Origin of the sequence: Hahella chejuensis KCTC 2396 (genome assembly GCF_000012985.1) — a bacterium.
GTDB classification, from domain to species: Bacteria; Pseudomonadota; Gammaproteobacteria; order Pseudomonadales; family Oleiphilaceae; genus Hahella; species Hahella chejuensis.
Genome location: NC_007645.1, coordinates 1,863,115 through 1,886,693 on the forward strand (window position 1 = coordinate 1,863,115; position 23,579 = coordinate 1,886,693).

The window sequence follows — 23,579 nt, forward strand, 5'->3', positions numbered from 1 at the left end:
GAGCCACCAGCCGCGTCTACTGCCGACAGGTCAGCATTAGAAGGCGTTAAATCAATCTAGAGTTGATTCAGGTTATCCCTAAAGAAAATGATACATGGTCGTTAGAAGCGAGTACTGCATCATGAGATAAGCAGCCTAATGGCTCGCGTATGAATCAGACAATCGAAATTTCGACACGTCTCATGCATGAAACGTATAAGTATGCACCCGTATTGTGAAACGCTGAAATTAATTGGTGCAAGTGGAGTCTGGGTTTTTGCGATATTTTCTCACCTTGCTTTGAGGTTGTCTAAGTGTTTGAAAAAAAGGGATGTGTAATAAAAATGGCGAAAAAAGGACCTATCGACTATATTAGGTGGTCGGCTTCGCCATAGATTTTGCGTATACGCCAGCCATTCAAAATCCAAAATTAATGCAAGGGATTGTTCGCCAGCGCCAGTCGCATGAAAGCTATCGCAAGCTCGTCTTCATACATCAGGGGAAATCCTGTCCCCGTCCTGTTGTAAAAACTTTGTTGGAGCAAAGTGAATGGAAAATATGTATCCCCCTGGTCCCGCCTCAGTTCCTGAGAATTTAACCCGTCCCACTGCGGGCTATAAGCAGAAAGCCTGGCTTGCTATGGCGGGACTCGCCTTGTTCGTCACCCTCTACTTCTTTTTGGCGGGCTGGTTCAGCTGGATCGCCAGTAAACGTTTGTACGCGGCATACTTGGGGGGAGATGACGTACTATTTAACGCGATCGCTGGCGCCTTGGCCGCATTTTTGGCTCTATTCCTGTTGAAGGCGTTGTTTTTTGTCAAGCACGGACATGAATCCGGCGATATTGAAATCACGCCGCAACAAGAGCCTCAACTATTCGAGTTTTTATATCGGCTAGCGGACGAGGCGGGGGCGCCGAGGCCGCATCGCGTCTTTCTATCTCCACGGGTCAATGCCGCCGTATTTTACGATCTGTCCATCATCAACCTGATCTTCCCCTCAAAGAAGAACCTGGAAATAGGGCTCGGACTGGTGAACGTGCTGACTCTAGGGGAGATGAAAGCTGTCCTGGCCCATGAGTTTGGGCACTTCGCCCAGCGGTCGATGGCGGTAGGTAGATGGGTGTATGTGGCGCATCAAATCGCCGCCTACATCATCGCTGAGCGGGATATGTTCGATAACTTTTTGCGCGGGCTGTCCCGATTCGATTTACGTATAGCCTGGATCGGTTGGTTGCTGTCCTTGATCGTCTGGTCGATAAGATCGCTGTTGGACACCGTGTTCAGTCTGGTGGTGATGGCGCAGCGCGCGCTGTCGCGGGAAATGGAATTGCAGGCGGATCTGGTGGCGGTGTCTTTGACGGGGAGCGACGCCCTGGTGCATGCGCTGCACCGATTGCAGGCCGCGGATGAGGCCTGGGATCGCGCCTTGCATTTCGTGGGTGGGGAGTTGAGCGAGAAGCGCGGGGTAAAGGATATTTTCGCTGTGCAAAGCCGCGTCATCGAAAGCATTGGTAAGATTCTGGACAAACCTGACTATGGCTGCGTCCCCTTGTTGCCAGAGGCGAATCCGGAAGCGCATCGGGTTTTTAAATCCGCTTTGGCGCAACCGCCTCGCATGTGGGCGACGCATCCAGAAAATTCGGAAAGAGAGAACAACGCCAAGCGCGTCTATGTGGCGGCGCCTTTGGATGAGCGCTCTGCATGGGAGTTATTTTCCGACCCGGCGGCGATGAAAGCGCAAATGAGCGCTCATCTGATTCGCCTGGAGGAAGAGGCGGAGCCGGCGGATATTCAAGAGTCCCTGTTGAAACTGGACAACCAGTTTGACCGGGCGTATTTGAACCCTGTTTACCGGGGCGTTTATCTGGGACGCTCAGTCGTGCGTAACGCTGAGACAGTTGATGATTTATATGACAAGAAACCTATTACGAACGCCATCAACACTGAATTGGACGCCCTGTATCCAGAAACCTTGACGGTGGACCTGGAGCGCTTGCGCAATCTGGAAGAGGAACGGGTTTCGCTGCAAGCGGTCTACGACAAAGTTTTCACTGCTCCAGGCGGCGTTATCCGCCATCGTGGACAGGAGCTCAAGAGGGCGGAGTTGCCGGGCGTCATCGCTGAACTGGAAAAAGAGGTTCAAGACGCCCGCGAACGGATTTGTCGCCATGATCGCCGTTGCCGCAGTGTGTTTCGCGCGGCGGCGAAAAGGCTTTCGGGGGGCTGGGATGTCTATCTGACAGGTTTGGCGGCCATGTTGCACTACGCTGATCACTCGGAGGCGAATTTAAGGGACGCGCAGGGATTGATGGCTAATGTGGTTGCTGTCATCACCGCGGATCGTAATGTCAGTTCCCGTGAATTGAAGCGCTTGTTAGTCGTGACGGAAGAGGTGTATCAAATTCTGCGCCTCGACTTTGCGGTGGCTGCGGAGGTGACGTTGGACGCTACGTTGAGCGAAAAGCTTGGCCTCTCCAGCTGGAGTGAAGCGTTCGGCGAGTTCAAGTTGCCGCCGCCCAGCAAGAACAATATCAATGAGTGGATGCAGGCCATCGACAGCTGGATAAACAGCGCCGCCGGCTGTTTTTCTGCGCTCAAGCATGCGGCGTTGGAGCAGTTGTTGTTCACGGAGGCCAAGGTAGCGCAAAGCCTGAAAGACGGAGAGCAAATTGGAGAGGCTCCGAAGCCTTCCCGAGCGCCTGCGAAATATTCGGTGCTGTTGCCGGGCGCTGAACGTAAACGCCAAAAACGCCTCGGACTCTGGGACCGTTTCCAGACTGCGGATGGCGTCGCGCCTGCGTTGGCGCGCTTCATTATCGCATTGGCGATCGTGGGAGCGGCCCTGGGAGCAGGGCAGTTTGCGGAGCTTTTGGCGCGCTAGGAGCCTGGGTATGGAATTCTGAGCGGACAAAAAGAACCCGGCGTGAGCCGGGTTCTTTGCGTTGGGGTCAGCGTGGCAGTCTGACTGTCAGGTAGTTGGAAGGCGTGCTTGCGCCGCAAGCGTTTTTCGCCACGACCCTTGGATAGTAGACATAACCTTTTTGCAGTTGATAGAAGTCCACATAGTTGCCCTGGGTGCTTTGATAGGGCTTCCAGGATCTGGCGTAGCCGTCCCAGGTTTGCACTTCATATTGCGTGGCGCCGGTTACTTTTGGCCAGGTCAACCTGAACTGGGTGGAGTAGACGTAGGAAGACTGCAAACCAGCTGGCTTGGCGGGTGGATTCGTACAATCTTTGCTCTGGGGGATGACCACTTTGATCCAGTTAGTCGCCTGCCCGGAGCCGCACTGATTCTTGGCGTAAACGCGATAGTACTCGGTTGCGCCCAAACGGCTCGCAGTGACTTCCATGGAGGTCGCATCGGTTTCCTTATGGTCGCGCCACTCCCATCCGGTCCATTTCTGCACCGCATAGGAGGCGGCGCCGTCCGCTGCGCTCCAGCTCAGAGTAAAGCGGCCATCGGTTACATCAGATGCGGCGAATGCGCCCGGGACGCCTGGGGGCTGCGTGCAGTCCTGGCTGTCAGTCAACTCCACAGCAAGGTATTCGGAAGGCGTGGATGTTCCGCAGGCGTTCTTGGCGGATACTCTGACCCATTGAGTGCTGCCTTGTTCCAGCCCGTTGACGGACAAAGTCGTCTCGGAGGTGTCTTCCAGAGCTTCCCATTTGGAAGCGGATTCATTCCAGATTTCAGTGTGATAGCTTTCCGCCCCAGAGACGGCGCTCCAAGTGAAGCTGAATGACGTTGCGCCGATATTCGCAGAAGCCAGACCGGTTGGCGTAGACGGCGCTTCTTTGCAGCCGGAATCAGAGTCGCCCAGTGTGATTGTCCAGGTATTCTCTGCGATCAGCAGCTTGTTGGGATCTTTGATGACGCGGGAAGTCTTGTCCGCGGCAACGGCCTTCAGCTTATAGACGCCTTCCTGATACTTGCTGCTGTTAAAGGTGAATTCCGCGCCTTCGCCTACTTGCTGGTCATTCAGATACCACAGCGTCTTTACGGTATGAGAAGCGGTATCCACTGGCGTAATGGAAAAGTCTCTGGACTCGCCTTGTCCCATGGAAATGTCGGTCTGTGCGGGATTCGCTGCATCGATGACATTAACGCGTCCATAAATACGGCGCACGATTTCGCTTTCATTGACGGCGTAGAAAGGCTGACCCAGCTCTTTCATCATCGAGTTCTGCGTGGGGCGGTACATGCCGCGGGTACAGTACATCGCTCCCTCAAATACGCCGACGTTGGAGTCCACGTCCATCCAATGCCGCCATTTGGCGCCGCTGGAATTGGCGGTGGCGTTGGCGTTGTCAGGTTCGTGCACCTGGCATGTGCCGTAGTCATATTCGTCAGCCAGTTTGGCGAAGCTGTGGCCCAGCTCATGCAGCGCCAGATCGATGGCTTGCGGCGCCAGGGACATGGTGGCTACCTGACCGCCCGCGCCGCCGTATTTTTCGGTGTTGACCACGACCAGGACTTTATCCATGGCGTTAGCCGGCATGACGGATTTCAGGTAATTGAGCACCTTGCCTTCGTCGACGCAAAGCAGGCGTTCAATGTTATAGCAGTTAAAGTGGGCGCCGAATTTGGTGTCGATGGGGCTGCCGTTGCCTGCGCCGCTTTGGTTGCTCGGTACTTCTACACGCCATACGTTGAAATGGTTTTTGTATTCTTTATAGATATCCTCGCCGAAGTAGCCTTCTACGATTTTACGAACATCTTCTTCAAACTTGCTGAGGTCGCCGTTGGTGTAGCCTTCTGAGAGTAATACCAGATCGGCCCGGTTTTCCGAATCGCCGGTCTTGAATACGCTGTAAACCCCGTTATCCGCCTGGGCCTCCAGGCTCACTGACGCTGCTGTCTGTTTCTTTCCCAGCTTGATGCGCTGCAATAAGTTGAACTGATAGCCTGAGCGCTGTTTTTTAATGGAGTTCAATTCTAAAGTGCGGATATCCAGACGGTTGGGAACGTCAAGACGCAGCGTCCCGGTGCTTTTGACAATCTCTTCCGCAATTTCTATCTGGCCGCTTTCGGGATCGAAAGTTTCCGCGTGCATGATCAACGGGTTGTCGACCGCTTGTCGGTAGACTTCTCGCCCCTGGGCGTCTTTACCTATGACCATCAGTTGGTCGTCGGAAACGATTTCATCGTCCTGATAAAATTTGGCCTGTTTGGCGATTTTGTCTTTCACGCTGGCGTTGACGCCAGCGGAAAGGTCGCTGGGATTGGCGGCGTTAACTTGAGTGCGATCCAACTGGATATGCAGCTCGGTCACTGATTCTGCTGTGGCGAAGGCGGATGAGCACAGCAAAAAGACAGGTATGAATAACTTCGCAAGCGCCTTCATTTCTAGCTCTCCTTTCAGGCAAGAGGTCCATGGACGGGATATGCGCCGGAGTTTGTGCGTCGGCGGCCTCATCCGGAATCATCCATTTCTCATGGTTAATGACATGCCCGGAGCCTTAACTCCCTCTGCGCCGGACTGGTTAATTGGTAAGCATAGCCGCTTAATAATACACAGGAGCGGAGGCCTTTTATGTAGTTCCTAGGAGCTATGCAGGAGGGTGTATGGCTTGTTAAATCAATGGCCTAGGCTTATTTCAAAATGAGTGGGCGATCTGTTTTCCGGCATAACGCCCGCTCTAAATAACTGAGGGAAATAAAGAAATACTTTTTTCGAATAAATTAATTGAAGCGGATAACTATGGATGCGTTTTTTTAATAGTGGGGCGTTGTGCGTGCGGCTGACTTAACCGACGACAAAGCGTATGAAAAATTAGGAAAATTAATCTCTGACGCTTATTATCGGATGCAGGCCGCACGGCCTTAGAAGCTTTTATTAAATTTTTATGAAGGGTGTCTCCACTGTGATCGAACATATCAAAGGCAGTCTGCTTGAAGCACAGCGGGCTCTGGATAACTTTATCGCCAACGCGGAGGCTTTGCGTAGCGTGGAGGCGGCGGCCGAGACGTTGATTCGGACTTATGAAAGCAAGGGAAGGGTATATTCCTGCGGCAACGGCGGCTCCATGTGCGACGCCATGCACTTTGCAGAGGAACTGACCGGGCGTTACCGGAAAAATCGCTCAGGGTTGGGAGCGATCGCTATCAGCGACCCAAGCCATATGAGTTGCGTCGCTAATGATTTTGGCTATGACTATGTTTTCTCAAGATATATCGAAAGTCATGGCCGCGAAGGCGATAGCCTCATCGCCATCAGCACCAGCGGCAAGAGTCCAACCATACTCAATGCGGCGAAAGCGGCGAGAGAAATGGGCGTCAGCGTCATCGCCCTGACGGGGAAAGCAGGCTCGCCACTGGAGAGTCTGGCGGACGTATGCATTTGCGCTCCCGGCGGTTCATACGCAGACCGGGTGCAGGAACTGCACATCAAAGTGCTGCATATTCTGATTGAGTTGGTGGAGCGTCGTTTTTTTCCTGAGAACTACGAGCGGGCTTGAATCCTGGGTTAGGCGTCTCTTATTAATATGGCAATGATATTGGCATGTTAATCATCAGGCGCATGGATGCGCCTGCGCGGCGGCAAGCCGCGGGAGACAGGGCCTATCATGTGCAGGCCCGGTCGTTGCAGACAAATAGAAGGAAGTTATTTGTCTGCCTGATTAATAATAAAAAAAAACCGGGCTTGAAGCCCGGCTTTTTCTGTTCAAATAGGTGGCTTACCCGCGCGGCTTGATTCTACGCGTGGAAAGCATCTTGGACGGCTGCAATAAGTCATCCAGTTGCGCGGCGGTCAACAAACCTTCCTCCAGCACCAGCTCCACAACGCCGCGTCCGGTATGCAGCGCTTTCTTGGCGATGCGCGTGGCGTTTTGATAACCGATAAAAGGGTTCAGCGCGGTGATGATGCCGATGCTGTTCTTAACGGTGTTTTCACAGTGCTCTTTGTTGGCGGTAATGCCGGCGACGCACTTGGTTTCCAGCATTTTAATGGCTTCGCCCAGCATGCGCATACCACTGAGCAGGTTGTAAATGATCAACGGCTCCATGGCGTTCAACTGCAACTGTCCCGCTTCCGCCGCCATGGTGATGGCGAGGTCGTTGCCGATGACCTGAAACGCGGTTTGGTTCATGGCTTCAGGAATAACCGGATTCACTTTGCCGGGCATGATGGAGGAGCCGGGCTGCATGGGCGGTAGATTGATCTCATTGAAACCGGCGCGAGGACCGCTTGATAGCAGACGCAAGTCGTTGCTGACTTTCGATAGCTTCACCGCCAGACGCTTGAGTACGCCGGAAAACAGAATGAAAGCGCCCATATCAGAGGTCGCTTCAACCAGACAGTGCGCCAGTTGCATGGGCTTGCCGGAGATGTCGGCGAGTGCGTCAATCGCCAGGTCCGGGTAATCCGGATGGGCGTTCAGACCGGTGCCGATGGCGGTTCCGCCCAGGTTCACTTCTTGCAGCAGGCCGGCTGCGTAGCTGATGCGGTCGATATCTTCCCGTAATGTCACGGCGTAAGCGCCGAACTCCTGACCCAGGGTCATGGGAACTGCGTCCTGTAACTGCGTGCGCCCCATCTTGATCACGTCGGCGAACTCGCGGGACTTCTCTTCCAGGGCCTTGATCAGATCAGACAGCGCCGTGCTTAGCGGCTCGGAGGCGAAAATAATGGCGAGTCGCGCAGCGGTAGGATAGGCGTCATTAGTGGACTGGGACATGTTAACGTCGTTGTTAGGGTGCAGGAATTCATACTCGCCCTTAACATGTCCCATGATCTCCAGCGCGCGGTTGGCGATCACCTCATTGGCGTTCATATTGGTGGAGGTGCCTGCGCCACCCTGAATGAGGTCGACAATAAACTGGTCGTGATAGCCGCCGTTGATAATATCGCGGCAGGCGGCTTCGATGACGTCCGCTTTGGCGTCGCTGAGCTGACCGGTTTCCCGGTTGGCGCGGGCCGCCGCCATTTTCACCATGGCCAGGGAGTTGATCAGTTCGGGGAAGTGGCTGATGGGAACGCCGGTGATATTGAAATTCTGCTTGGCGCGTTGGGTTTGAATTCCGTAATACGCGTCCCGGGGAACGGGCTCATCACCCAGTAAGTCGTGTTCGATTCGAACCTCGGTCATAGATACATCTCGCATGGCCAACAATTATGCAGGCAATGGAAACATGGCGGCTCAGTCGCTGCAATCTCGTAGAATCACTTATCCTGCGGGGGTTCCAGCGGTTTCGAGCGATGCTAACAGCACCCGCGCGCACTCTCTCAATTGGGCGATGATTTGTTTTCTGCCGCTCAGGCCCGTCAGGCGGGCGACTTCGCTCCAGTCTTGCTGTTGCTGTACTTTGGCGCGCCAGAGCCTGGCGGCTTTCTCTCCCAGATGAGTCAACTCTGCGTACGCACTTAATATCTGCAGGAGATCCTCGACATTCTCATATGGCCGGCCTCCTTCGACAAATAGCTGCAATAGTTCTATTTCCTGGGCTTGCAAGGCATTCTGCGCAGAGATTGGGAGCTGGGATAATATCCACGGTTCGTGCGCGAAAATATGGCGACTGTCGAAGGCGCTGCGACGCACAAAACGGTCGTGCGCCTGCGATATCAGCGCTTCCCCCTCGGAATTGAGAGAAGTCGCCACACAAGCGGCGTAGGCGCCGGCGACATGGTCGCGTTTGCCGCCCAGGCGCAACAGGCGATATCCTGCCTGCTCCCAGAACTGCAGCAGGGAGTCGGAGGCGCCAAAACTGGCGCCGATCAGACAACAGTCTGTTTGGATTAAGATTTTCTTCAATGCCTGCAACATCCATAAGCCGACGCCGCGTCCCTGACGTTCTGGATGTACGGCGATACGAATGACGCGGGCCATCGGACGCTGTAATGCCTTTCTGACGCCCATCTGCTGGGCGAACAGTTGCTGCAACAAATGACCCCGAGGACGCCGGGCGCCGAGCCAGATGGCGTCGATGAGCGGCGGCTCAGTAAAGGGGCGCTCATGGGACAGTAGCACAGCGCCCAGGACTCGACCTTGCACGGTTGACGCAAATACGTCCAGCCCCGGACTGTCCAGAAGGGTTCTTAAATCGTCCGGGGTGGTGCGATAGTGGGCCAGGGTCAGCAGCTGGAATATTTCCGATAGTCGCTGCGGCGAACACAGCAGAGACTCGCCATCAAGTCTTTCGAAACGCAGTTCATTCTCATTCCAGGTAGTTGGTAGCGGCGCGGGTTGGTATTGATTAAGTAGCAGGGCGTCATTGATAAAGGCTTCCAGCGGATCGCCTTGCGACCAGCGCATCGGTTGCGACATCGTCATATGCCGCCAGCCGGGACGGCGTTTGTCCAGCAAGGGAAAGACGCGCAGGGGAAAGCCTTGGCCGGTGCCTTCGTAGCCGTGAATGGTAGTGGCGAAGACAACGGTCGGGTAATGTTCCAGCAATGACGCCAGAATCGGAGTTGGGATCGCGGCCGCCTCATCGACCAACAACATCTCTGCGGTGGGAAGGCGTTGTAATAAATCGTCGGGGGCGATGAATAGCAATCGCTGTTTGAGTCGTTCCTGATCCAGGCCCAGCTCGGTCGCAGTCATTTCCGCATGCTTGAACAGATTAGCCGCTGCGGCGAAGGATGGCGCCGTCACCAGAATAGTTTCCGCCTGCTCTGCGATTCGGTGCGCCGCTGCGACGCCCAAGGCGGCGGATTTGCCCCGGCCGCGGTCGGCGCTAATGACCAATGCATCCTGCTGGCCCGCGCTCAGTGTGCGCAGTGCTGTGATTACCGTGGACTGATGAACCGCGCCCCGACATGTGTTGGATTGAATGTCGGGGCCCGTGTGGGTTTCACGGATAACTGGTTTTGCATTGGCGCCAAACGAGACTCGCAGCCACCCTCTTGCGTTATCCAGCCGGCCTTGCAAGTGACGCAGATAGTGACCATCCACATCCTGGTGGGTGAGCGGATACGCCAATATTCTCTGGTAATCCGGGTCATCGAACGATGGCCACCGCGGCGCCGGCGGGGTCAATAAAAGCACTGCGCCGCCGCCGCGCACCGTTCCGGTTAGGGCTGCGAATGCGTCTGCATGAAATCCGCAGCGCGCGTCGAAGACTAGGCAATCCATTTCCTGTCCAAGTCTGGTTTGAAAGCGGGCCGCCTCTAACGTTTCCAGTTGCGCTGGCAACGTCGGAGGCGTCGAGGAGGGAGAGCCTGCCCAGACAATCCGTTGGTTTGGCGTAAAATGCTCAAGTATGGGCCAGATCACGGCGTCGATTTCAGGCGCTTCTCCCTGAATCAAAACTGGCGCTCTGAAATTGACGGCGTGGGCGCGGGCTAAAGCAGACGTCAGAGCGTCGCGCCAACTCTCTTCTTGAGACATGACAGAATACAGCATGGGCGGTTGTGGTCCCGTCGGATCAGTCTTTGGGGCTGCGGTCGCCATTCATGATTTTCGTTACGAAGACGCAGCTGTCATAGCGTTCGAATGACCAGCGCATAGTGGCGTCAATGGCGGCGGTGACGTCGTCAAAAGAGCCGAACACCTGTGTGCTTATGCGATTGGGGCGAACATCCACGCCAGGTTGCTGCTCCAGGTGCTTTATAACATCGCGAACGGGCGGTTTAAAATCGTCTGTGAAGGGGTAAAAGCTCAATTCCGCTGAAATGTTCATTCTGAGTTCCTCTCTGTGATGGGGCGTGGACCCAACTATGCAAACACGTCGACTTCGTGTTGTCTATGTTAGCAGCGCGGCGGCGCTTCATATAGATGAGCGGAAAGCCGATGAAACCTTAGAAATGCAGGGCGGAGGCGCTTATAATACCGGCCAATTATTTCAGGGGGGACACACTGTGTTTGATTTGCATAAATTTTCCCTGCGCGCGCAGGAAATCATCGAAGCCGGCGGATTTTTGTACGGCGCCGGCTGGTCTCCCGCCACCAGCAGCAATTACTCCGCACGCATCGACGACGCGAATATAGCCATTACGGTTTCCGGTAAGCACAAAGGGCGTCTGCAGGCGCAGGACATCATGGTGGTGGACCTGCAGGGACGGGCGGTGGCCAGTCAGATGAAATCCTCGGCGGAAACCTTGCTGCACACCGTTATCTACGACCTGAAACCCAATGTCGGCGCTGTCCTGCATACTCACTCCGTGACCGCCACGGTGCTTTCCCGCGCATTGCGTCCCAATACGGAGATCGTATTTGAAGATTACGAACTCCAAAAAGCCTTCCGTGGCGTATATACCCACGAAGGGCGCTGCGTTGTTCCCATATTTGATAACACTCAGGATATTGAAGCGTTGTCCGCATTATCGGTGGAGTATCTGAAAGAGCACTCAGATTGTCCCGGTTACCTGATTCGCGGCCACGGTATGTATACCTGGGGAGAAACCATGGCGGAATGTTTGCGTCATGTGGAAGCTATGGAATTCCTGCTAGCCTGTGAATTGGAGATGATGAGGATCAAGTCATGAGTAGCCTGCGTATTTACAACGATAACGACTTTTCGCAACCCCTGGTGTTTACTGAAGATGGCGCGGAAATTTCCCGCCAGCTGAACGAAGCGGGCATACGCTTTGAGCGTTGGTCCACCCGTGAGCTGGATGAGGGCGCTACGCCGGATTCAATCCTGGCGGCTTATCAGGAGGAAGTGGAAAAACTGAAGGCGGAAAACGGCTTCACCACGGCGGATGTGGTCAGCCTGACCCCTGCTCACCCGCAGAAAGATGAATTCCGTAAGAAATTCCTGGATGAACATCGTCACAGTGAAGACGAAGTGCGCTTTTTCGTGCGCGGCCAGGGCCTGTTTTATCTGCACTTGGAAGACAAGGTGTATGTCGTGTTGTGCCGTAAAAACGACCTGATCAGTGTTCCTAACGGAACTAAGCATTGGTTTGATATGGGGCCTGAGCCGGAGTTTACCTGCGTGCGTTTGTTCACTAATCCTGAAGGTTGGGTGGCGCAGTTTACGGGCGACGAAATTGCATCGAAAGCGCCTCGTTTTGAACAATTGATTGAGGAGGCGTAATGGCGGAATTTAACGGAATCAGAGCCATCGTCACCGATATTGAAGGCACCACCAGCAGCATCAGTTTTGTGCATGAGGTGTTGTTTCCCTATGCGGCCAAGCATATGGACGCTTTTATCCGGGAAAACTTTTCCGCGCCTGCCGTCGCTGAGCAATTGGATGAAGTCGCTCGCCTGGGCGGCGTTGACCGCAAAAGTCCGGATGCGTTGATCAAGCAGTTGCTGGACTGGATTGCGGAAGACAAAAAAATCACTCCGTTGAAGGCGCTGCAGGGCATGATCTGGCGCTCCGGTTATGACGAGGGCGCCTACAAGGGGCATGTCTACCCGGAAGTGGCCGAGCGTCTGCGTCATTGGCGCGAGCTAGGCATTCGCTTGTTTGTGTATTCGTCCGGCTCAGTTGCGGCGCAGAAGCAGATTTTCGGTTTTTCCGAAGCGGGAGATCTGACGCCGTTATTTAGCGGCTATTTCGATACGCGCGTCGGCGGCAAACGAGACGCCGACTCCTATCGGGCGATTGTGCGCGAGGTGTCGGAGCCAGCGTCCAGCGTCTTGTTCCTCTCCGATGTGCCGGCTGAACTCAGCGCTGCGGCGGAAGCCGAATTGCAGGTATGTCAGTTGGTGAGAGGCGCAGGCATCGAGCGTCAGGAAACTTATCCGGCGGTCGCCAGCTTTGCTGATCTGTTGATTAAGCCTGCCTGAGTATAAACAGGGGGCGATGAAGAACGCCCCCTTAAACTTCTGCGACTAGCAGGTAGTTTTAATTTAAACGGCTTTCACGTTGACTGCTCATTGCGGCGGGCTATGAATCAACTTTGCGTTTAACGATAGTCGTTCGTGTTACCCCGTCTGAGTCCTTTTTATCAATTACGATATTGCCATCGTCGTCGACAGACATTACTTCCCGTCCCTTATCCAGCGCTTCTTGTCTGGCTTTTTGCGAAGCCTCCGAACCGTTTATCTCTGCCATAACTGAAAGACTGGTCTTGGCGTAATGTTTTGAAATTAAGAGGCTTTTAGGTTTTTCATAAGTGACCTGAATCTGTCGCGGCTATGTCTGTATTCGAATGGTTAGAACTTTGTCTTCATTTAATGAGACGTTTAATTTCAAAGCAAGACAGGCGGCGGCTTCCTGCACGATAGCGAGACCGAGCCCATAGTGGTCGCGCTGGCTGCGGGATTCGCCTTTGCGCCAGAAGGGATGGAATAAGCGCTCAAGGTCTTCTTGTGTTAGGTCCGGCGCGGTGTTGCGTGTTTCCAGGGCGAATCCGCTGGCGTCAGCGGACAGGGTCAGGGCGACAGTGGATTCCAGCGGCGCGTATTCCACCGCATTGGTAAATAAATTGGCCATGATGGTGGTGAGCAGGCCTTTGTCGCTGGTGATGACAAGCGTCTCGGGCGCTTGCGCTTGCACCGCCAGTCCGCGCTTCGTGGCAAGCCCGTGTATGCGCTGGCGCTGCTCATCAAACAAGGCGGCGACGTTAATGGGTGCGCTTTCCGGCTTACTCGACCCGGATTGAAAGCGGGCCAAGAGCAGCATTGAATTGACTAGGTTTGCCATAGAATGTGAGAGGTGATTGGCGTGACGCACCGCTGTCAGCAGTCGCTCTTGATTTTGCTGGGCGCGCAGGGCGATATCCGTGGCGATGCGCAGCTCCGCCAGCGGCGTTCTCAGTTCGTGAGCGGCGTCGGAAGTAAAGCGCCGCTCCCGCTGCAGGGTAAAATCCAGCCGTTTCAGCAAGGCGTTGAGGGTCTCCGCAACTGGCGTGATCTCTTGCGGCCAATGTAGGTCGGCTTCCAGTTTTTCTCCGCTGGAGCGAATGGCGCTGACTTTGGTGGCGAGTTCGCGTAACGGCTTTAATCCGCGGCCTATGGTGAGGTAGACAATCAGAAACGTCAGCGCAGGCAGGATGGCGGCGATGGCCAGCATCCAGTTACGCAGCAGAGAGAGTGATTGGTCGAGAGAGGTGCGTTCCCGGACAACCAGGAGTTGCACTTGCATGCCTTGCACGTGCTCTGGCGCATTCAGGTCCGGTTGTTCTTCGATCCATCCCCATTGCGCATCGACTTTCTGAAAAATGGCTCGCGCAGGATGTTTGTCCTGTAGATCGAAGAAGTAGGGTTTGTTATCCGCTGGGCGGGGAGGATAGGAGAGACGGCGGTTTTCTTCCTCCAGCATGGGCGATTGGTCCACGATCTCTTTGCCGTCTGCGCTCCACACCTGAAATATGCGTGAGCCGCCGGAGTTGTATTGGGTCGCCACGTCAAAATCGATGTCGATGTAGAAATCGCCGTCCGGCCAGACTCGGGCGACGCTGGCGACATTTTGAAACTCCAGCTGCAGATCGCGATCGAAGTTGTCGATGAGAATCTTTCGCGCCACCAGATAGGCGGCGGAGCACAGCGCCAGCCCCAGCAGGCTGACGCCTAAGAAGGTAAGCCAAGTGGTGGTGAAACGAATGGATTTCATCGCATTGAACGTTTGGAAGTTGAGATTCGATGGTTATGACTGGCGTATCTGATAGCCATGTCCCCGGCGGGTAAGAATAAACGAAGGACGATCCTTGTGATCAATCATTTTTCGCAGACTGGAAATGGCGGAATCCACGACATTGCTCATTGGTTCGATTTTGTCGTCATAGATTTTGTGCTCGATTTCCTGTCGTGACACCACGCGGTGACGGTTCAACGCCAGGCACTCCAACAGAGCGTACTCGCGGGGCGGGAGGGAGACTGGGACGCCACTGACGCTGACTTGTTTGCTGTGTAAGTTGATGGTCAATTCACCGATTTCCAACAGATTGCTTGCGCAACCGGCGCGGCGACGCAGCAGAGCCTCAATTCGCGCCAACAATTCATCGAAATCAAAAGGTTTCACCAGGTAGTCGTCGGCGCCGCTGCGCAGGCCTAATACGCGATCTTCAACCTCGTCCCGGGCGGTCAGCATCAACACCAGACTATCCGCGCCGAGGGTGCGCAGTCGGTCCAGTAATTCGAATCCGTTCATGTGTGGAAGCATGATGTCGAGAATAATCAGGTCGTAGCCTTGCTCACTGGCGAGCCATAAACCTTCCTCGCCGTCTGCGGCGGCGTCAACCACATAACCGGCGTCGCCCAGTCCGATGACCAAGCTCTGGCGTAAAATCTCGGCGTCCTCAATGACTAATAAACGCATAAGAAGAATTTGCTTCCTGTTGTGGAGGGCAAGCGCCCAGATGAATCGGGCGCGTCCCTGCGCCCTTTCGCCTCAATCATCATTAACATGGCGACTATATTGACATGTTAATAGCCCGGCGCAGGCTCTGTTGGTTTCAGATAACCTGTTATTAATCAGACGGACAAATAGCTTCCTTCTATTTGTCCGTCTGATTAATTGCTTTCACAGGCGACTACGTTACGTCCGTCCAGGCTGTAACCTTTCGCCCACAGACCGGAAATGCCCACGCTTTCGAAGTAAGGACAGGCCCGACGCAGAAAACGTCGCTTGGAGATTTCCCCGTCGTCGCCATCCGTGTAGTACTCCTGGTTGAAGACCGCCTTATTGGCGTTGAGGAAAGTGTCCTCATATGCCTCACACTCTTCATAAGCAAAGCATTGTTCGTTGACGGCGAAATCGAAGTAAGCCACCAGCTCTTCCGCCTGACCGACGTCGTTTTTCAGGCCAACGCTGAGACCACGGGCGTGAGCGGCTTGGGCGATCCAGATATTATAAGCCAGCTGGTCCGCGGCGCTGATTTCACCGTGAGTTTCGCTGGGATTATCGTAACCGTCCATATTATCCGGTTCGACGGCGTCGCAACCCGCGTCATGGGCTAAGTCCAGTCGCGCCTCCATGATGGGTTTGATGGTCTGCTCTAAGGCGGTTTGGTTACCGATATTCAACCATGTTTCGCCGGGCCAGTCGTCCATATCGCCGTCGGCGATCACCGAATCTTCAGTGAACTGGTTGGCGTCGGGACGCCAGTCTTCGCGGGTTCCCGCGCTGAAGTAGCAAATGACTTTTTTACCTTTGTTTTTCAACTGATGAATGAGGCTGTTGGAGCCGTTTTCACTGCCCTCGAACAGGTCAATGTCGTAGGCGTCCACGTCAAGATCCATGTTGATGGAGCCATAACGTTGCAGTTGCCACATCCAGGTTGTTCCCGGCGTTGGGCTCCAGATATCGCCAACGTTGTCTCCATCGTCGCCGTCATCACCGCCAGTGTCGCCGCCGTTGTCGCCATCATCACCGCCGGTATCGCCGCCGTTGTCTCCGTCGTCGCTGTCATCACCGCCAGTATCGCCTCCGTTGTCTCCGTCGTCGCTGTCATCACCGCCGGTATCGCCGCCGTTGTCTCCATTGTCGCCGTCATCACCGCCGGTATCGCCACCGTCGTCACCGGGATCTACTGCGCCGGGGCAGGATAGGCTGGTTCCTCCGTCGAGTTCGAAACTTTGCCGCCAAAGCGCGGAAATGCCGGCGCTGACGAAGTAGGAGCAGGCATTGCCAAGGAATTGATCTTTCGTAATGACGCCTTCTTCGCCTCTTTCATAGTATTCCTGGTTGAATACGGCTTTGCCGGCGCTGAGGAAGGTGTTTTCATAGGCTACGCACTCATTGCCCCAGGCGTAGCACTGTTCATTGACGGCGAAATCGAAGTAAGGGGCCAGCTCTTGCAGTTGGTCGACGTCATTTTTTAATCCGATACTGAGGCCGCGGGCGTGTGCGGCTTCCGCCAGCCACTTGTTGTAGGCCAGCTGATCCGCTGCGCTGATGGCGCCATGGGTTTCATCCTGGTTCGTGTAACCGTCTACATTATCCGGCTCTACGGCGTCGCAGCCAGCATCCCGGGCCAAGTCAAGACGGGCCTCCATAATCGGCTTGATGGTTTGCTCAAGAGCGGTTTTATTGCCTATGTTCAACCAGGTCTCTCCCGGCCAGTCTTGCATACCGCCATCAGCGATGACCGAGCCAGGGGTGAATTGGTCGGCATCGGGACGCCAGTCTTCGCGGGTGCCTGCGCTGAAATAGCAGATGACGCGTTTGCCTTTGTTTTTTAACTGGCGAATCAGACTGTTGGAGCCACTGCCGCTGCCTTCGAACAGGTCAATGTCGTAGGCGGTGACATCCAGATTCATATTCATGGAGCCGTAGTTCTGCAGCTGCCACATCCAGGTTGTTCCCGGTTTGGGGCGCCAGATATTGGCGGCGCTTTGCGATCCGGTATTGGAAGCAGAGTCGCTGTTGGTTGCTTTTGTCTCGTTATCTCGGGAGCCTGCATCGGAGTTGCAGGCGGTGAGACCCAATGCGCAGGCAAGCGTCGCCGCAGCCAGGGCGGGTTGCAATCGCTTGCGGGCGAAGGGGGGATTGGCGGAAATGTAAGGACCAAATAACTTCTGGATCATTGCTGATCTCCTGAGGTTCTAATTATTAGTTAAGTAGGAAGACTGGCCCACTTTATATGTGAGCCAATTTCATCCTAATCAGGAGAAACTTACCGGAACATTATGATTGCCTGATTTTTGCTCTGAGCAAAAACTGAACTTTTTGTCGTGTTTTTATGTGAACGTGAGCTGTTTCTGATACTGGCTGGGGCTGCGTCCGTACTGTCGCTGGAAACGTCGGCTAAAATGGCTCAGGTTGCGATATCCCAGGTCGAAACAGACCCGGGTGACGGACTCCCCCTGGCGCAGACGCTCGCCGGCGCGTTGCAATCTTAACTGCTGCTGAAACTCAGCGGGAGTACAGCCAAAGTGGCTTTTGAATTCAGTGAAAAAACGGCTGCGGCTCATGCAGGCGATTTTGCAGAGCTGATCGATATCCAAGGGCTGCGTGATATGTTTCTGGATATGGCTGAGCGCGGCGGCCAGTCCGTTAATGTCGGGCTGACGTTCGCACGCGCCCAATAAGAAGGCGCGGGTCTGCTGGCGCAGCATTCTCACCACTAACTCGCTGACGCCCAAGTCGATCAGGATATCCCGATCTGGGCCGTTTTCGCTGAACGTGGCGATCATTCTCTCAAGCAGCGCCTGAGTGGCCTGGGTGTGGGGCGTGTGGATCAGCGTTTCCGTGCGGTAGCGCCACTCTTCAAAGTCTTTATGCAGCGGCGCCACTTTGTTCATATGCGAACAGATGCTGTCCACCCGCGTGCGCGAAATCTCTACCGTCAGGCAGGAAGTCGGGCGGTCCAGTTCTGCGTCGGGAAAATCAATGCTGATAGTTTCGCCAGGGGCCATCACGAATGACTCTTGCGGCAGAAACTCCGCCGTGTAGTCGTCGCGGCCATGCAGTATCTTGCGACCGCTGATCATGCCGCAGTAAAGCAGCTCGTCCGCCGACAGGCCGACGCGTTGTGCGGGCAGGTAGGTGTCGTAGACGCTCAACTCCGAGTTGGGGCCGGCGAAGGAAACCCTGTTTTCTATCAGCTCGCGTGGTTCGCGGGCTGCAATGGCTATTGCTCTTGTCACCTCTGTCACCCGTCAATGTTTTTATTTTTGGAGTAACCAGCAGACTTCATCGCCCGTGGACTCACAGGCAACAGATATGTACTAACAGATAAGCAGAGCCGCTGTCCAGAAGTTTAAAGTGGTCTCATGGCGGCAGCACCGCCGCGCCAGACAGTCATAAAAACAAGCAGAGAGGACAACGGCATGATTTACGAACAACCCGGTCACGATAAAGCCTTGGTTAACTTCAAAGCCCGCTACCAGAACTTTATTGGCGGCGAGTGGACGGCGCCCGTACAAGGTCGCTACTTTGACAACATCTCTCCGGTGAATGGTAAGAAGTTCTGCGAAATCCCCCGTTCCAGCGCCGAGGACATCGAACTGGCTCTGGATGCGGCGCACAAAGCCAAAGACGCCTGGGGGCGAACGTCGGCGACGGAGCGCTCCAATCTGCTGCTGAAAATAGCCGATCGCATCGAACAAAATTTAGAAATCCTGGCGGTGGCGGAAACCTGGGACAACGGCAAGCCGGTGCGGGAGACCCTGGCGGCGGATATTCCACTTTCTGTAGATCACTTCCGCTACTTCGCCGGCTGTATTCGCGCTCAGGAGGGCGGACTGGCGGAAATCGACGCCAATACGTTGTCCTATCACATCCATGAGCCGCTGGGCGTTGTGGGGCAGATCATTCCCTGGAACTTCCCAATTCTGATGGCGGCCTGGAAACTGGCGCCGGCGCTGGCGGCGGGCAACTGCGTGGTGCTTAAGCCTGCGGAGCAGACGCCGGCCTCAATTTTGGTGCTGATGGAGTTGATTGGCGACCTGCTGCCGGCGGGTGTGGTGAATATCGTTAATGGCTGGGGAGCGGAAGCGGGTCAGGCGCTGGCCACCAGCAAACGCATCGCCAAGATCGCATTTACCGGCTCAACCCCGGTTGGTTCGCATATTCTGAAATGCGCGGCGGAAAATATTATTCCTTCCACTGTGGAGCTGGGTGGCAAGTCCCCCAACATCTATTTTGCGGACATCATGCGTCAGGAGGAGTCCTTCATCAGCAAATGCGTGGAAGGCATGGTGCTGGCGTTTTTCAACCAGGGAGAAGTGTGCACCTGCCCGTCCCGGGCGCTGATTCATGAGTCTATCTATGATGACTTTATCGGCAGAGTCATTGATCGCACCAAAACGATCAAGCGCGGCAATCCTCTGGATACCGACACCCAGGTGGGCGCGCAGGCTTCTCAGGAACAGTTCGATAAGATTCTGAGTTACATCGAAATCGGCCGCAAAGAAGGCGCGCAGGTATTGTTGGGCGGCGGCGTTGAAAAGCTGAGCGGCGATCTGCAGGACGGTTTATATATTCAGCCGACCCTGTTGAAAGGCGGTAATGACATGAGAGTGTTTCAGGAGGAGATCTTTGGTCCGGTAGTGGGCGTCACTACTTTCAAAACCGAGGACGAAGCTCTGAGCATCGCCAACGATACCGAGTATGGGCTGGGCGCCGGCGTATGGACGCGGGATATCAATCTGGCGTTCAGAATGGGACGACAAATCAAGGCGGGCAGGGTGTGGACCAATTGTTATCATCACTATCCGGCGCATGCGGCCTTTGGCGGCTACAAGAAATCCGGCGTCGGCCGGGAAACGCACAAGGTGGCGTTGGAGCACTACCAGCAAACCAAGAATCTGCTGGTGAGTTATGACATCAACCCGTTAGGCTTTTTCTAAAACCAGGCATGGGTTTACGCGCCCAGACGCGTGTATTCCCTTAACCCCTGGACTTTCAGACAGCTTGCGGCCGACAATTTCGATACTGACAGGACTATCGGAACGGCCGCTTTTTTCATGTTTGTTTCTTCTCGTCAATTATGTGCAGGCGCGCTGATGCTGTTGGCGAGTTTATCGCTGACCGCCTGCCTTGGTCCCCCCGACACCAGCGCTGAGCTGTTTCAGGATTACCGTGATCGTTTGGAGCGCGTGCTGGACACTGACTTTCCTGTCGCTGAACGGACGCTTCCTGTCGAGGTTTATCCCCGTAGCAAGGTACTGCTAAGAGATGTCGCCGAGCTGAAGATCAATTTGCTGGATTTTTTGGGGCTGACCGACTGTGAGTTGAATCGGCTGGTGGGCTTTCGCAACAGTTCTCTCGGCAAGATGATGCCCGCCAGTCAGAAGTGGCTATATGAGCAGCAGTTTTTGAGCTTGGGCGAGGCCTGCCTGACGACGCTTGAGTCGCAAGAGGAAGAGGCGGACCTCGCCGTAGAGCTGCGCCAGGCGTTGGCGAGTAAACGCGAGGAAATTCGCAATGTGGCCTGGAACGCGACCTGGGCGGGGCCCGAATGGCAAGCGTTAATGTCGCAGAAAGAAGGCGGGTTTGAGCTGGGCTTTCAGGCCGGTGACTGGGTGGAATTGAGTCTGGCGTTGTCTTCATTCGCAGAGTGGTCGGCCAGACCGGAGTCAGCCAGTATAAATGCGGACAGTCTGGAGGCGCTAAATCGTCGCTTACTGACGTATCCCATGGTAGGGAGGCTGCTTGTCTCAACGGAAGAAGCTTCCGCGCAAATGGGCGCGATCGTTGAAGGGCTGCGACGCCGGTTGGCTGAGCGCCCGCTCTGTGTGAGCGGGGCCCCGACGGAGCGTAGCCGCATTCTGCAAAATGTACTCGTCAATATTTACATCGTGCGTGTGCAGCCCTATCTGGCGCAACTGGAAAAAGCCCGTCGCGAATGGCTGCCGCCGTTACAGCGTTCTTATGAGCATCTGCAAGGGGATCAATCGGTAGCGCTGCGGGCTTTCGCACAGCGCTACTTGCAGGAAGGGGAGTCCAGCCTGTGGCGGGAGTTTCGTCATACCGCCGCCGCGCATGCGGCGGTATGGACGGAAATGTTGGCCCAGTGCGGAATGGCTCCCGGCAACCGGGGAGCGATGACGTCAGATGATCGCCAGACTCGATGAAGGCGTCACCCGCAACACCTCGTCTATCGTGGTCATGCCATTGGCTACTTTTTGCGCGCCGCTCAGGCGCAGCGTGCGCATGCCTTCTTTCACCGCCACCTTGCGGATACGTTCCAGGTCGCAGTGCTCGTTAATGGATTCTTTTACGCTTTCGCTGAGCAGCATGACTTCGTAAACGCCCGCTCGTCCGCGATAGCCGGTGTTGCGACACTCCAGACAGCCTACCGGAGCGCAGGCATGATCCGGTTTGGAGGCTTTCCAGGGCTGGATCAGATTCTGCCAGTCCTTATCGTCAATCGTGGTGGGTTCTTTGCAGTTAGGACATAACACACGCACCAGACGCTGCGCCATGACGCCCAATACAGTGGCTTTCACCAAGTAGCCGGGCACGCCCAGCTCAAGCAGACGCGTGATGGCGCTGGGGGCGTCATTGGTGTGCAGCGTGGAAAGCACCAAGTGTCCGGTCAGCGCCGCCTGGATCGCCATTTCCGCGGTTTCCAGGTCGCGGATCTCACCCACCATAATGATGTCGGGGTCTTGCCGCAGCAATGCTCTGACGCCGCTGGCGAAAGTAACCCCAATCCCACTCTGCACCTGCATCTGGTTGAAGGCGGGCTCCACCATTTCAATGGGGTCCTCGATCGAACACACATTGACTTCTGAGGTGGCCAGGCTTTTCAGCGTCGAATAGAGAGTGGTGGTTTTGCCCGATCCGGTAGGTCCCGTCACCAATATGATGCCGTTGGGTTGGCTGGTCATGGAGTTCCAGCGTCGGCTGTCGTCCTGGCCGAAGCCCAGGTCGGAAAAGGAGCGCAGTAATACATCCGGGTCAAATACCCGCATAACCAGCTTTTCGCCGAAGGCGGTGGGCAGCGTGGAAAGTCGCAGCTCGATTTCCAAACCGTCCGGGTTTTTGGTCTTGATGCGGCCATCCTGAGGTTTGCGCTTTTCCGCCACATTCAGGCGGCCCAGTATTTTCAGTCGGCTCACCACCGCCATGGACACCTGCATAGGCAGTTCATAAACGTTGTGCAGCACACCGTCGATACGAAATCTCACCTGACCAATTTCGCGGCGGGGCTCAATATGAATATCGCTGGCGCGTTGATCGAAGGCGTACTGCAACAGCCAATCCACAATGTTGACGATGTGCTGGTCATTGGCGTCCGGGTTGGCGACATTGCCCAGCTCCAGCAGCTGTTCGAAGTTGCCGATGGCGGCGGAGGTCTCGCCGCGCCCGCCTATTGCTTTGTCCACCGAGGTGGCGAGTCGATAGAACTCAACTGTGAAACGACGGATATCCGCAGGGTTGGCCACCACCCGTTTGATGTCTTTACGGACCACATGGCGCAGGTTGTCTTCCCAGCCAGTGACAAAGGGCTCGGCGCTGGCGATCACTACGTGATCCTTGTGGATTTCCACACCCAGGATGCGATGACGTTGCGCATAGGCGAAAGACATCAGGGAAGCTACGCCCCGGGCGTCTATTTTCAGAGGGTCAATGTGGAAATAAGGCTGCCCCGCTTCCTTCGCCAGCCAGGAAGATAATTCATCCAGGTCAAAGGCTTTACCGGAATTGTGATCAATCAGGCCTGAATTGACCACCTGTTCGATGGGGTGGAGAGCCAGTTCGCTTTTACTGCGTGGAGAACTCAGGAACTTTTCTCCTTCTTCCTGAGTGATCCGTTTCAGACGCACCAGACGCTTGATGATGTCGACGGTGGTCAGCCATTGGGGTTGTGCGGAGGCGGCGATGCTCATTGGCTTATTTTACTGTTGTCTAATCCGAAAAAGTGAGTTGCCCGCTCCAAACCGCCGACATCGCTGTCTGTGCGGCCTGGGCGCCTGATTCAGGCGGCGCGGCGCGCTTGTGCGTTCCATTTAATAAAGCACAGAATCGTACTGAACAGAATAACGCTCATTACGGCGAGCGCGCCACTGATCATTAAATTCTGCCCCGCCGCGTAATCGCCGACGGCTCTAATAAAGTATAGGCAGAGCACAAAGCATAACCAGATCAGCCCGCGTACGTGGCCCAGATACACCGCTGGGAAAAACGCCAGCAGCGGAAGACACTTGACGCTGATAATCAACAACCATGATGTCTCGGTATTTTGGGAAATACTCTGCCAAGTGCTGAACAGCACCAAAAGGGTCAGGATCAGATAACTCGCCGTCACCGAGGCGCGGGCGATTTTAACTTTTTGCGATAGGGACAACGTTAATCTCCAAGTTTCG

At 55.1% G+C, this 23,579-nt stretch carries 17 protein-coding genes; 7 read left to right on the plus strand and 10 right to left on the minus strand.

The genetic code is table 11. From position 1 onward, the window contains the following. Positions 1–528 precede the first annotated feature (528 nt). A complete protein-coding gene (locus tag HCH_RS08315; protein ID WP_011395747.1) occupies positions 529–2,862 on the plus strand; it encodes a M48 family metallopeptidase in 2,334 nt (777 codons plus the stop codon). A gap of 67 nt (positions 2,863–2,929) precedes the next feature. Here HCH_RS08315 and HCH_RS08320 read toward each other — a convergent pair whose 3' ends face one another. Beyond that, positions 2,930–5,326 carry a M64 family metallopeptidase gene (locus HCH_RS08320; protein WP_011395748.1) on the minus strand — a complete coding sequence of 799 codons (2,397 nt, stop codon included), beginning with the start codon at positions 5,324–5,326 and terminating at the stop codon, positions 2,930–2,932. A gap of 520 nt (positions 5,327–5,846) precedes the next feature. Here HCH_RS08320 and HCH_RS08325 point away from each other — a divergent pair. Further along, positions 5,847–6,440 (plus strand): SIS domain-containing protein, encoded by a 594-nt coding sequence (locus HCH_RS08325; RefSeq protein WP_011395750.1) that lies wholly within the window; start codon positions 5,847–5,849, stop codon positions 6,438–6,440. A gap of 219 nt (positions 6,441–6,659) precedes the next feature. Here HCH_RS08325 and aspA read toward each other — a convergent pair whose 3' ends face one another. The 3 genes from aspA to HCH_RS08340 form a co-directional block, all read right to left on the minus strand. Beyond that, the gene (aspA, locus tag HCH_RS08330) at positions 6,660–8,072 is read right to left on the minus strand and encodes an aspartate ammonia-lyase (RefSeq protein ID WP_041598510.1); all 1,413 of its coding nucleotides are present in this window, start codon (positions 8,070–8,072) and stop codon (positions 6,660–6,662) included. Between the two features lie 78 nt (positions 8,073–8,150). After that, positions 8,151–10,376 carry a tRNA(Met) cytidine acetyltransferase TmcA gene (locus HCH_RS08335; RefSeq protein WP_083769727.1) on the minus strand — a complete coding sequence of 742 codons (2,226 nt, stop codon included), beginning with the start codon at positions 10,374–10,376 and terminating at the stop codon, positions 8,151–8,153. Further along, the gene (locus HCH_RS08340) at positions 10,351–10,605 is read right to left on the minus strand and encodes a hypothetical protein (RefSeq protein WP_011395753.1); all 255 of its coding nucleotides are present in this window, start codon (positions 10,603–10,605) and stop codon (positions 10,351–10,353) included. Before HCH_RS08340 ends, HCH_RS08335 begins: the two co-directional genes overlap by 26 nt. Positions 10,606–10,642: 37 nt before the next feature. On the opposite strand from HCH_RS08340, the gene HCH_RS08345 reads away from it, so the two are divergent. The 3 genes from HCH_RS08345 to mtnC are packed head-to-tail and all read left to right on the plus strand — an operon-like array spanning position 10,643 to position 12,665. Beyond that, the gene (locus HCH_RS08345) at positions 10,643–11,410 is read left to right on the plus strand and encodes a methylthioribulose 1-phosphate dehydratase (protein ID WP_011395754.1); all 768 of its coding nucleotides are present in this window, start codon (positions 10,643–10,645) and stop codon (positions 11,408–11,410) included. Continuing rightward, positions 11,407–11,964: a 1,2-dihydroxy-3-keto-5-methylthiopentene dioxygenase gene (locus tag HCH_RS08350; RefSeq protein ID WP_011395755.1), complete on the plus strand. Its 558-nt coding sequence runs from the start codon at positions 11,407–11,409 to the stop codon at positions 11,962–11,964. Before HCH_RS08345 ends, HCH_RS08350 begins: the two co-directional genes overlap by 4 nt. Beyond that, positions 11,964–12,665 carry an acireductone synthase gene (mtnC, locus tag HCH_RS08355; protein ID WP_011395756.1) on the plus strand — a complete coding sequence of 234 codons (702 nt, stop codon included), beginning with the start codon at positions 11,964–11,966 and terminating at the stop codon, positions 12,663–12,665. The genes HCH_RS08350 and mtnC overlap by 1 nt, the downstream gene beginning before the upstream one ends. A gap of 349 nt (positions 12,666–13,014) precedes the next feature. Here mtnC and HCH_RS08360 read toward each other — a convergent pair whose 3' ends face one another. From HCH_RS08360 to HCH_RS08380, 4 genes are all read right to left on the minus strand, one after another. After that, a complete protein-coding gene (locus HCH_RS08360; RefSeq protein WP_011395758.1) occupies positions 13,015–14,433 on the minus strand; it encodes an ATP-binding protein in 1,419 nt (472 codons plus the stop codon). A 33-nt stretch (positions 14,434–14,466) separates the two neighbouring features. After that, entirely contained in the window at positions 14,467–15,138 is a 672-nt protein-coding gene (locus HCH_RS08365; protein ID WP_011395759.1) for a response regulator transcription factor, read from the minus strand. A gap of 194 nt (positions 15,139–15,332) precedes the next feature. Further along, positions 15,333–17,348: an endo alpha-1,4 polygalactosaminidase gene (locus HCH_RS34690; protein ID WP_011395760.1), complete on the minus strand. Its 2,016-nt coding sequence runs from the start codon at positions 17,346–17,348 to the stop codon at positions 15,333–15,335. Positions 17,349–17,501: 153 nt separating this feature from the next. Next, positions 17,502–18,410, minus strand: coding sequence for a helix-turn-helix domain-containing protein (locus tag HCH_RS08380; RefSeq protein WP_011395761.1), 909 nt, complete (start codon positions 18,408–18,410; stop codon positions 17,502–17,504). Between the two features lie 183 nt (positions 18,411–18,593). On the opposite strand from HCH_RS08380, the gene HCH_RS08385 reads away from it, so the two are divergent. Beyond that, a complete protein-coding gene (locus HCH_RS08385) occupies positions 18,594–20,114 on the plus strand; it encodes an acetaldehyde dehydrogenase ExaC (protein WP_041599357.1) in 1,521 nt (506 codons plus the stop codon). Between the two features lie 156 nt (positions 20,115–20,270). Then, positions 20,271–21,341, plus strand: coding sequence for a DUF3080 domain-containing protein (locus tag HCH_RS08390; protein ID WP_041598511.1), 1,071 nt, complete (start codon positions 20,271–20,273; stop codon positions 21,339–21,341). Here the strand turns inward: HCH_RS08390 and HCH_RS08395 are convergent. Both HCH_RS08395 and HCH_RS08400 read right to left on the minus strand, forming a co-directional pair. Beyond that, positions 21,318–23,102, minus strand: a complete 1,785-nt coding sequence (locus tag HCH_RS08395) for a GspE/PulE family protein (protein WP_011395764.1) — start codon at positions 23,100–23,102, stop codon at positions 21,318–21,320. The genes HCH_RS08390 and HCH_RS08395 overlap by 24 nt on opposite strands. A gap of 89 nt (positions 23,103–23,191) precedes the next feature. Further along, complete coding sequence (locus HCH_RS08400) at positions 23,192–23,560, minus strand: DUF2069 domain-containing protein (RefSeq protein ID WP_011395765.1); 369 nt, start codon at positions 23,558–23,560, stop codon at positions 23,192–23,194. Positions 23,561–23,579 lie beyond the last annotated feature (19 nt).

Coding starts and splice junctions, on each gene's coding strand:
- HCH_RS08315 (WP_011395747.1), top strand. CDS start 529: ATGGAAAATATGTATCCCCCTGGTCCCGCCTCAGTTCCTGAGAATTTA.
- HCH_RS08320 (WP_011395748.1), bottom strand. CDS start 5,326: ATGAAGGCGCTTGCGAAGTTATTCATACCTGTCTTTTTGCTGTGCTCA.
- aspA (WP_041598510.1), bottom strand. CDS start 8,072: ATGACCGAGGTTCGAATCGAACACGACTTACTGGGTGATGAGCCCGTT.
- HCH_RS08335 (WP_083769727.1), bottom strand. CDS start 10,376: ATGGCGACCGCAGCCCCAAAGACTGATCCGACGGGACCACAACCGCCC.
- HCH_RS08340 (WP_011395753.1), bottom strand. CDS start 10,605: ATGAACATTTCAGCGGAATTGAGCTTTTACCCCTTCACAGACGATTTT.
- HCH_RS08345 (WP_011395754.1), top strand. CDS start 10,643: ATGCAAACACGTCGACTTCGTGTTGTCTATGTTAGCAGCGCGGCGGCG.
- HCH_RS08350 (WP_011395755.1), top strand. CDS start 11,407: ATGAGTAGCCTGCGTATTTACAACGATAACGACTTTTCGCAACCCCTG.
- mtnC (WP_011395756.1), top strand. CDS start 11,964: ATGGCGGAATTTAACGGAATCAGAGCCATCGTCACCGATATTGAAGGC.
- HCH_RS08360 (WP_011395758.1), bottom strand. CDS start 14,433: ATGAAATCCATTCGTTTCACCACCACTTGGCTTACCTTCTTAGGCGTC.
- HCH_RS08365 (WP_011395759.1), bottom strand. CDS start 15,138: ATGCGTTTATTAGTCATTGAGGACGCCGAGATTTTACGCCAGAGCTTG.
- HCH_RS34690 (WP_011395760.1), bottom strand. CDS start 17,348: ATGATCCAGAAGTTATTTGGTCCTTACATTTCCGCCAATCCCCCCTTC.
- HCH_RS08385 (WP_041599357.1), top strand. CDS start 18,594: ATGATTTACGAACAACCCGGTCACGATAAAGCCTTGGTTAACTTCAAA.
- HCH_RS08390 (WP_041598511.1), top strand. CDS start 20,271: ATGCTGTTGGCGAGTTTATCGCTGACCGCCTGCCTTGGTCCCCCCGAC.
- HCH_RS08395 (WP_011395764.1), bottom strand. CDS start 23,102: ATGAGCATCGCCGCCTCCGCACAACCCCAATGGCTGACCACCGTCGAC.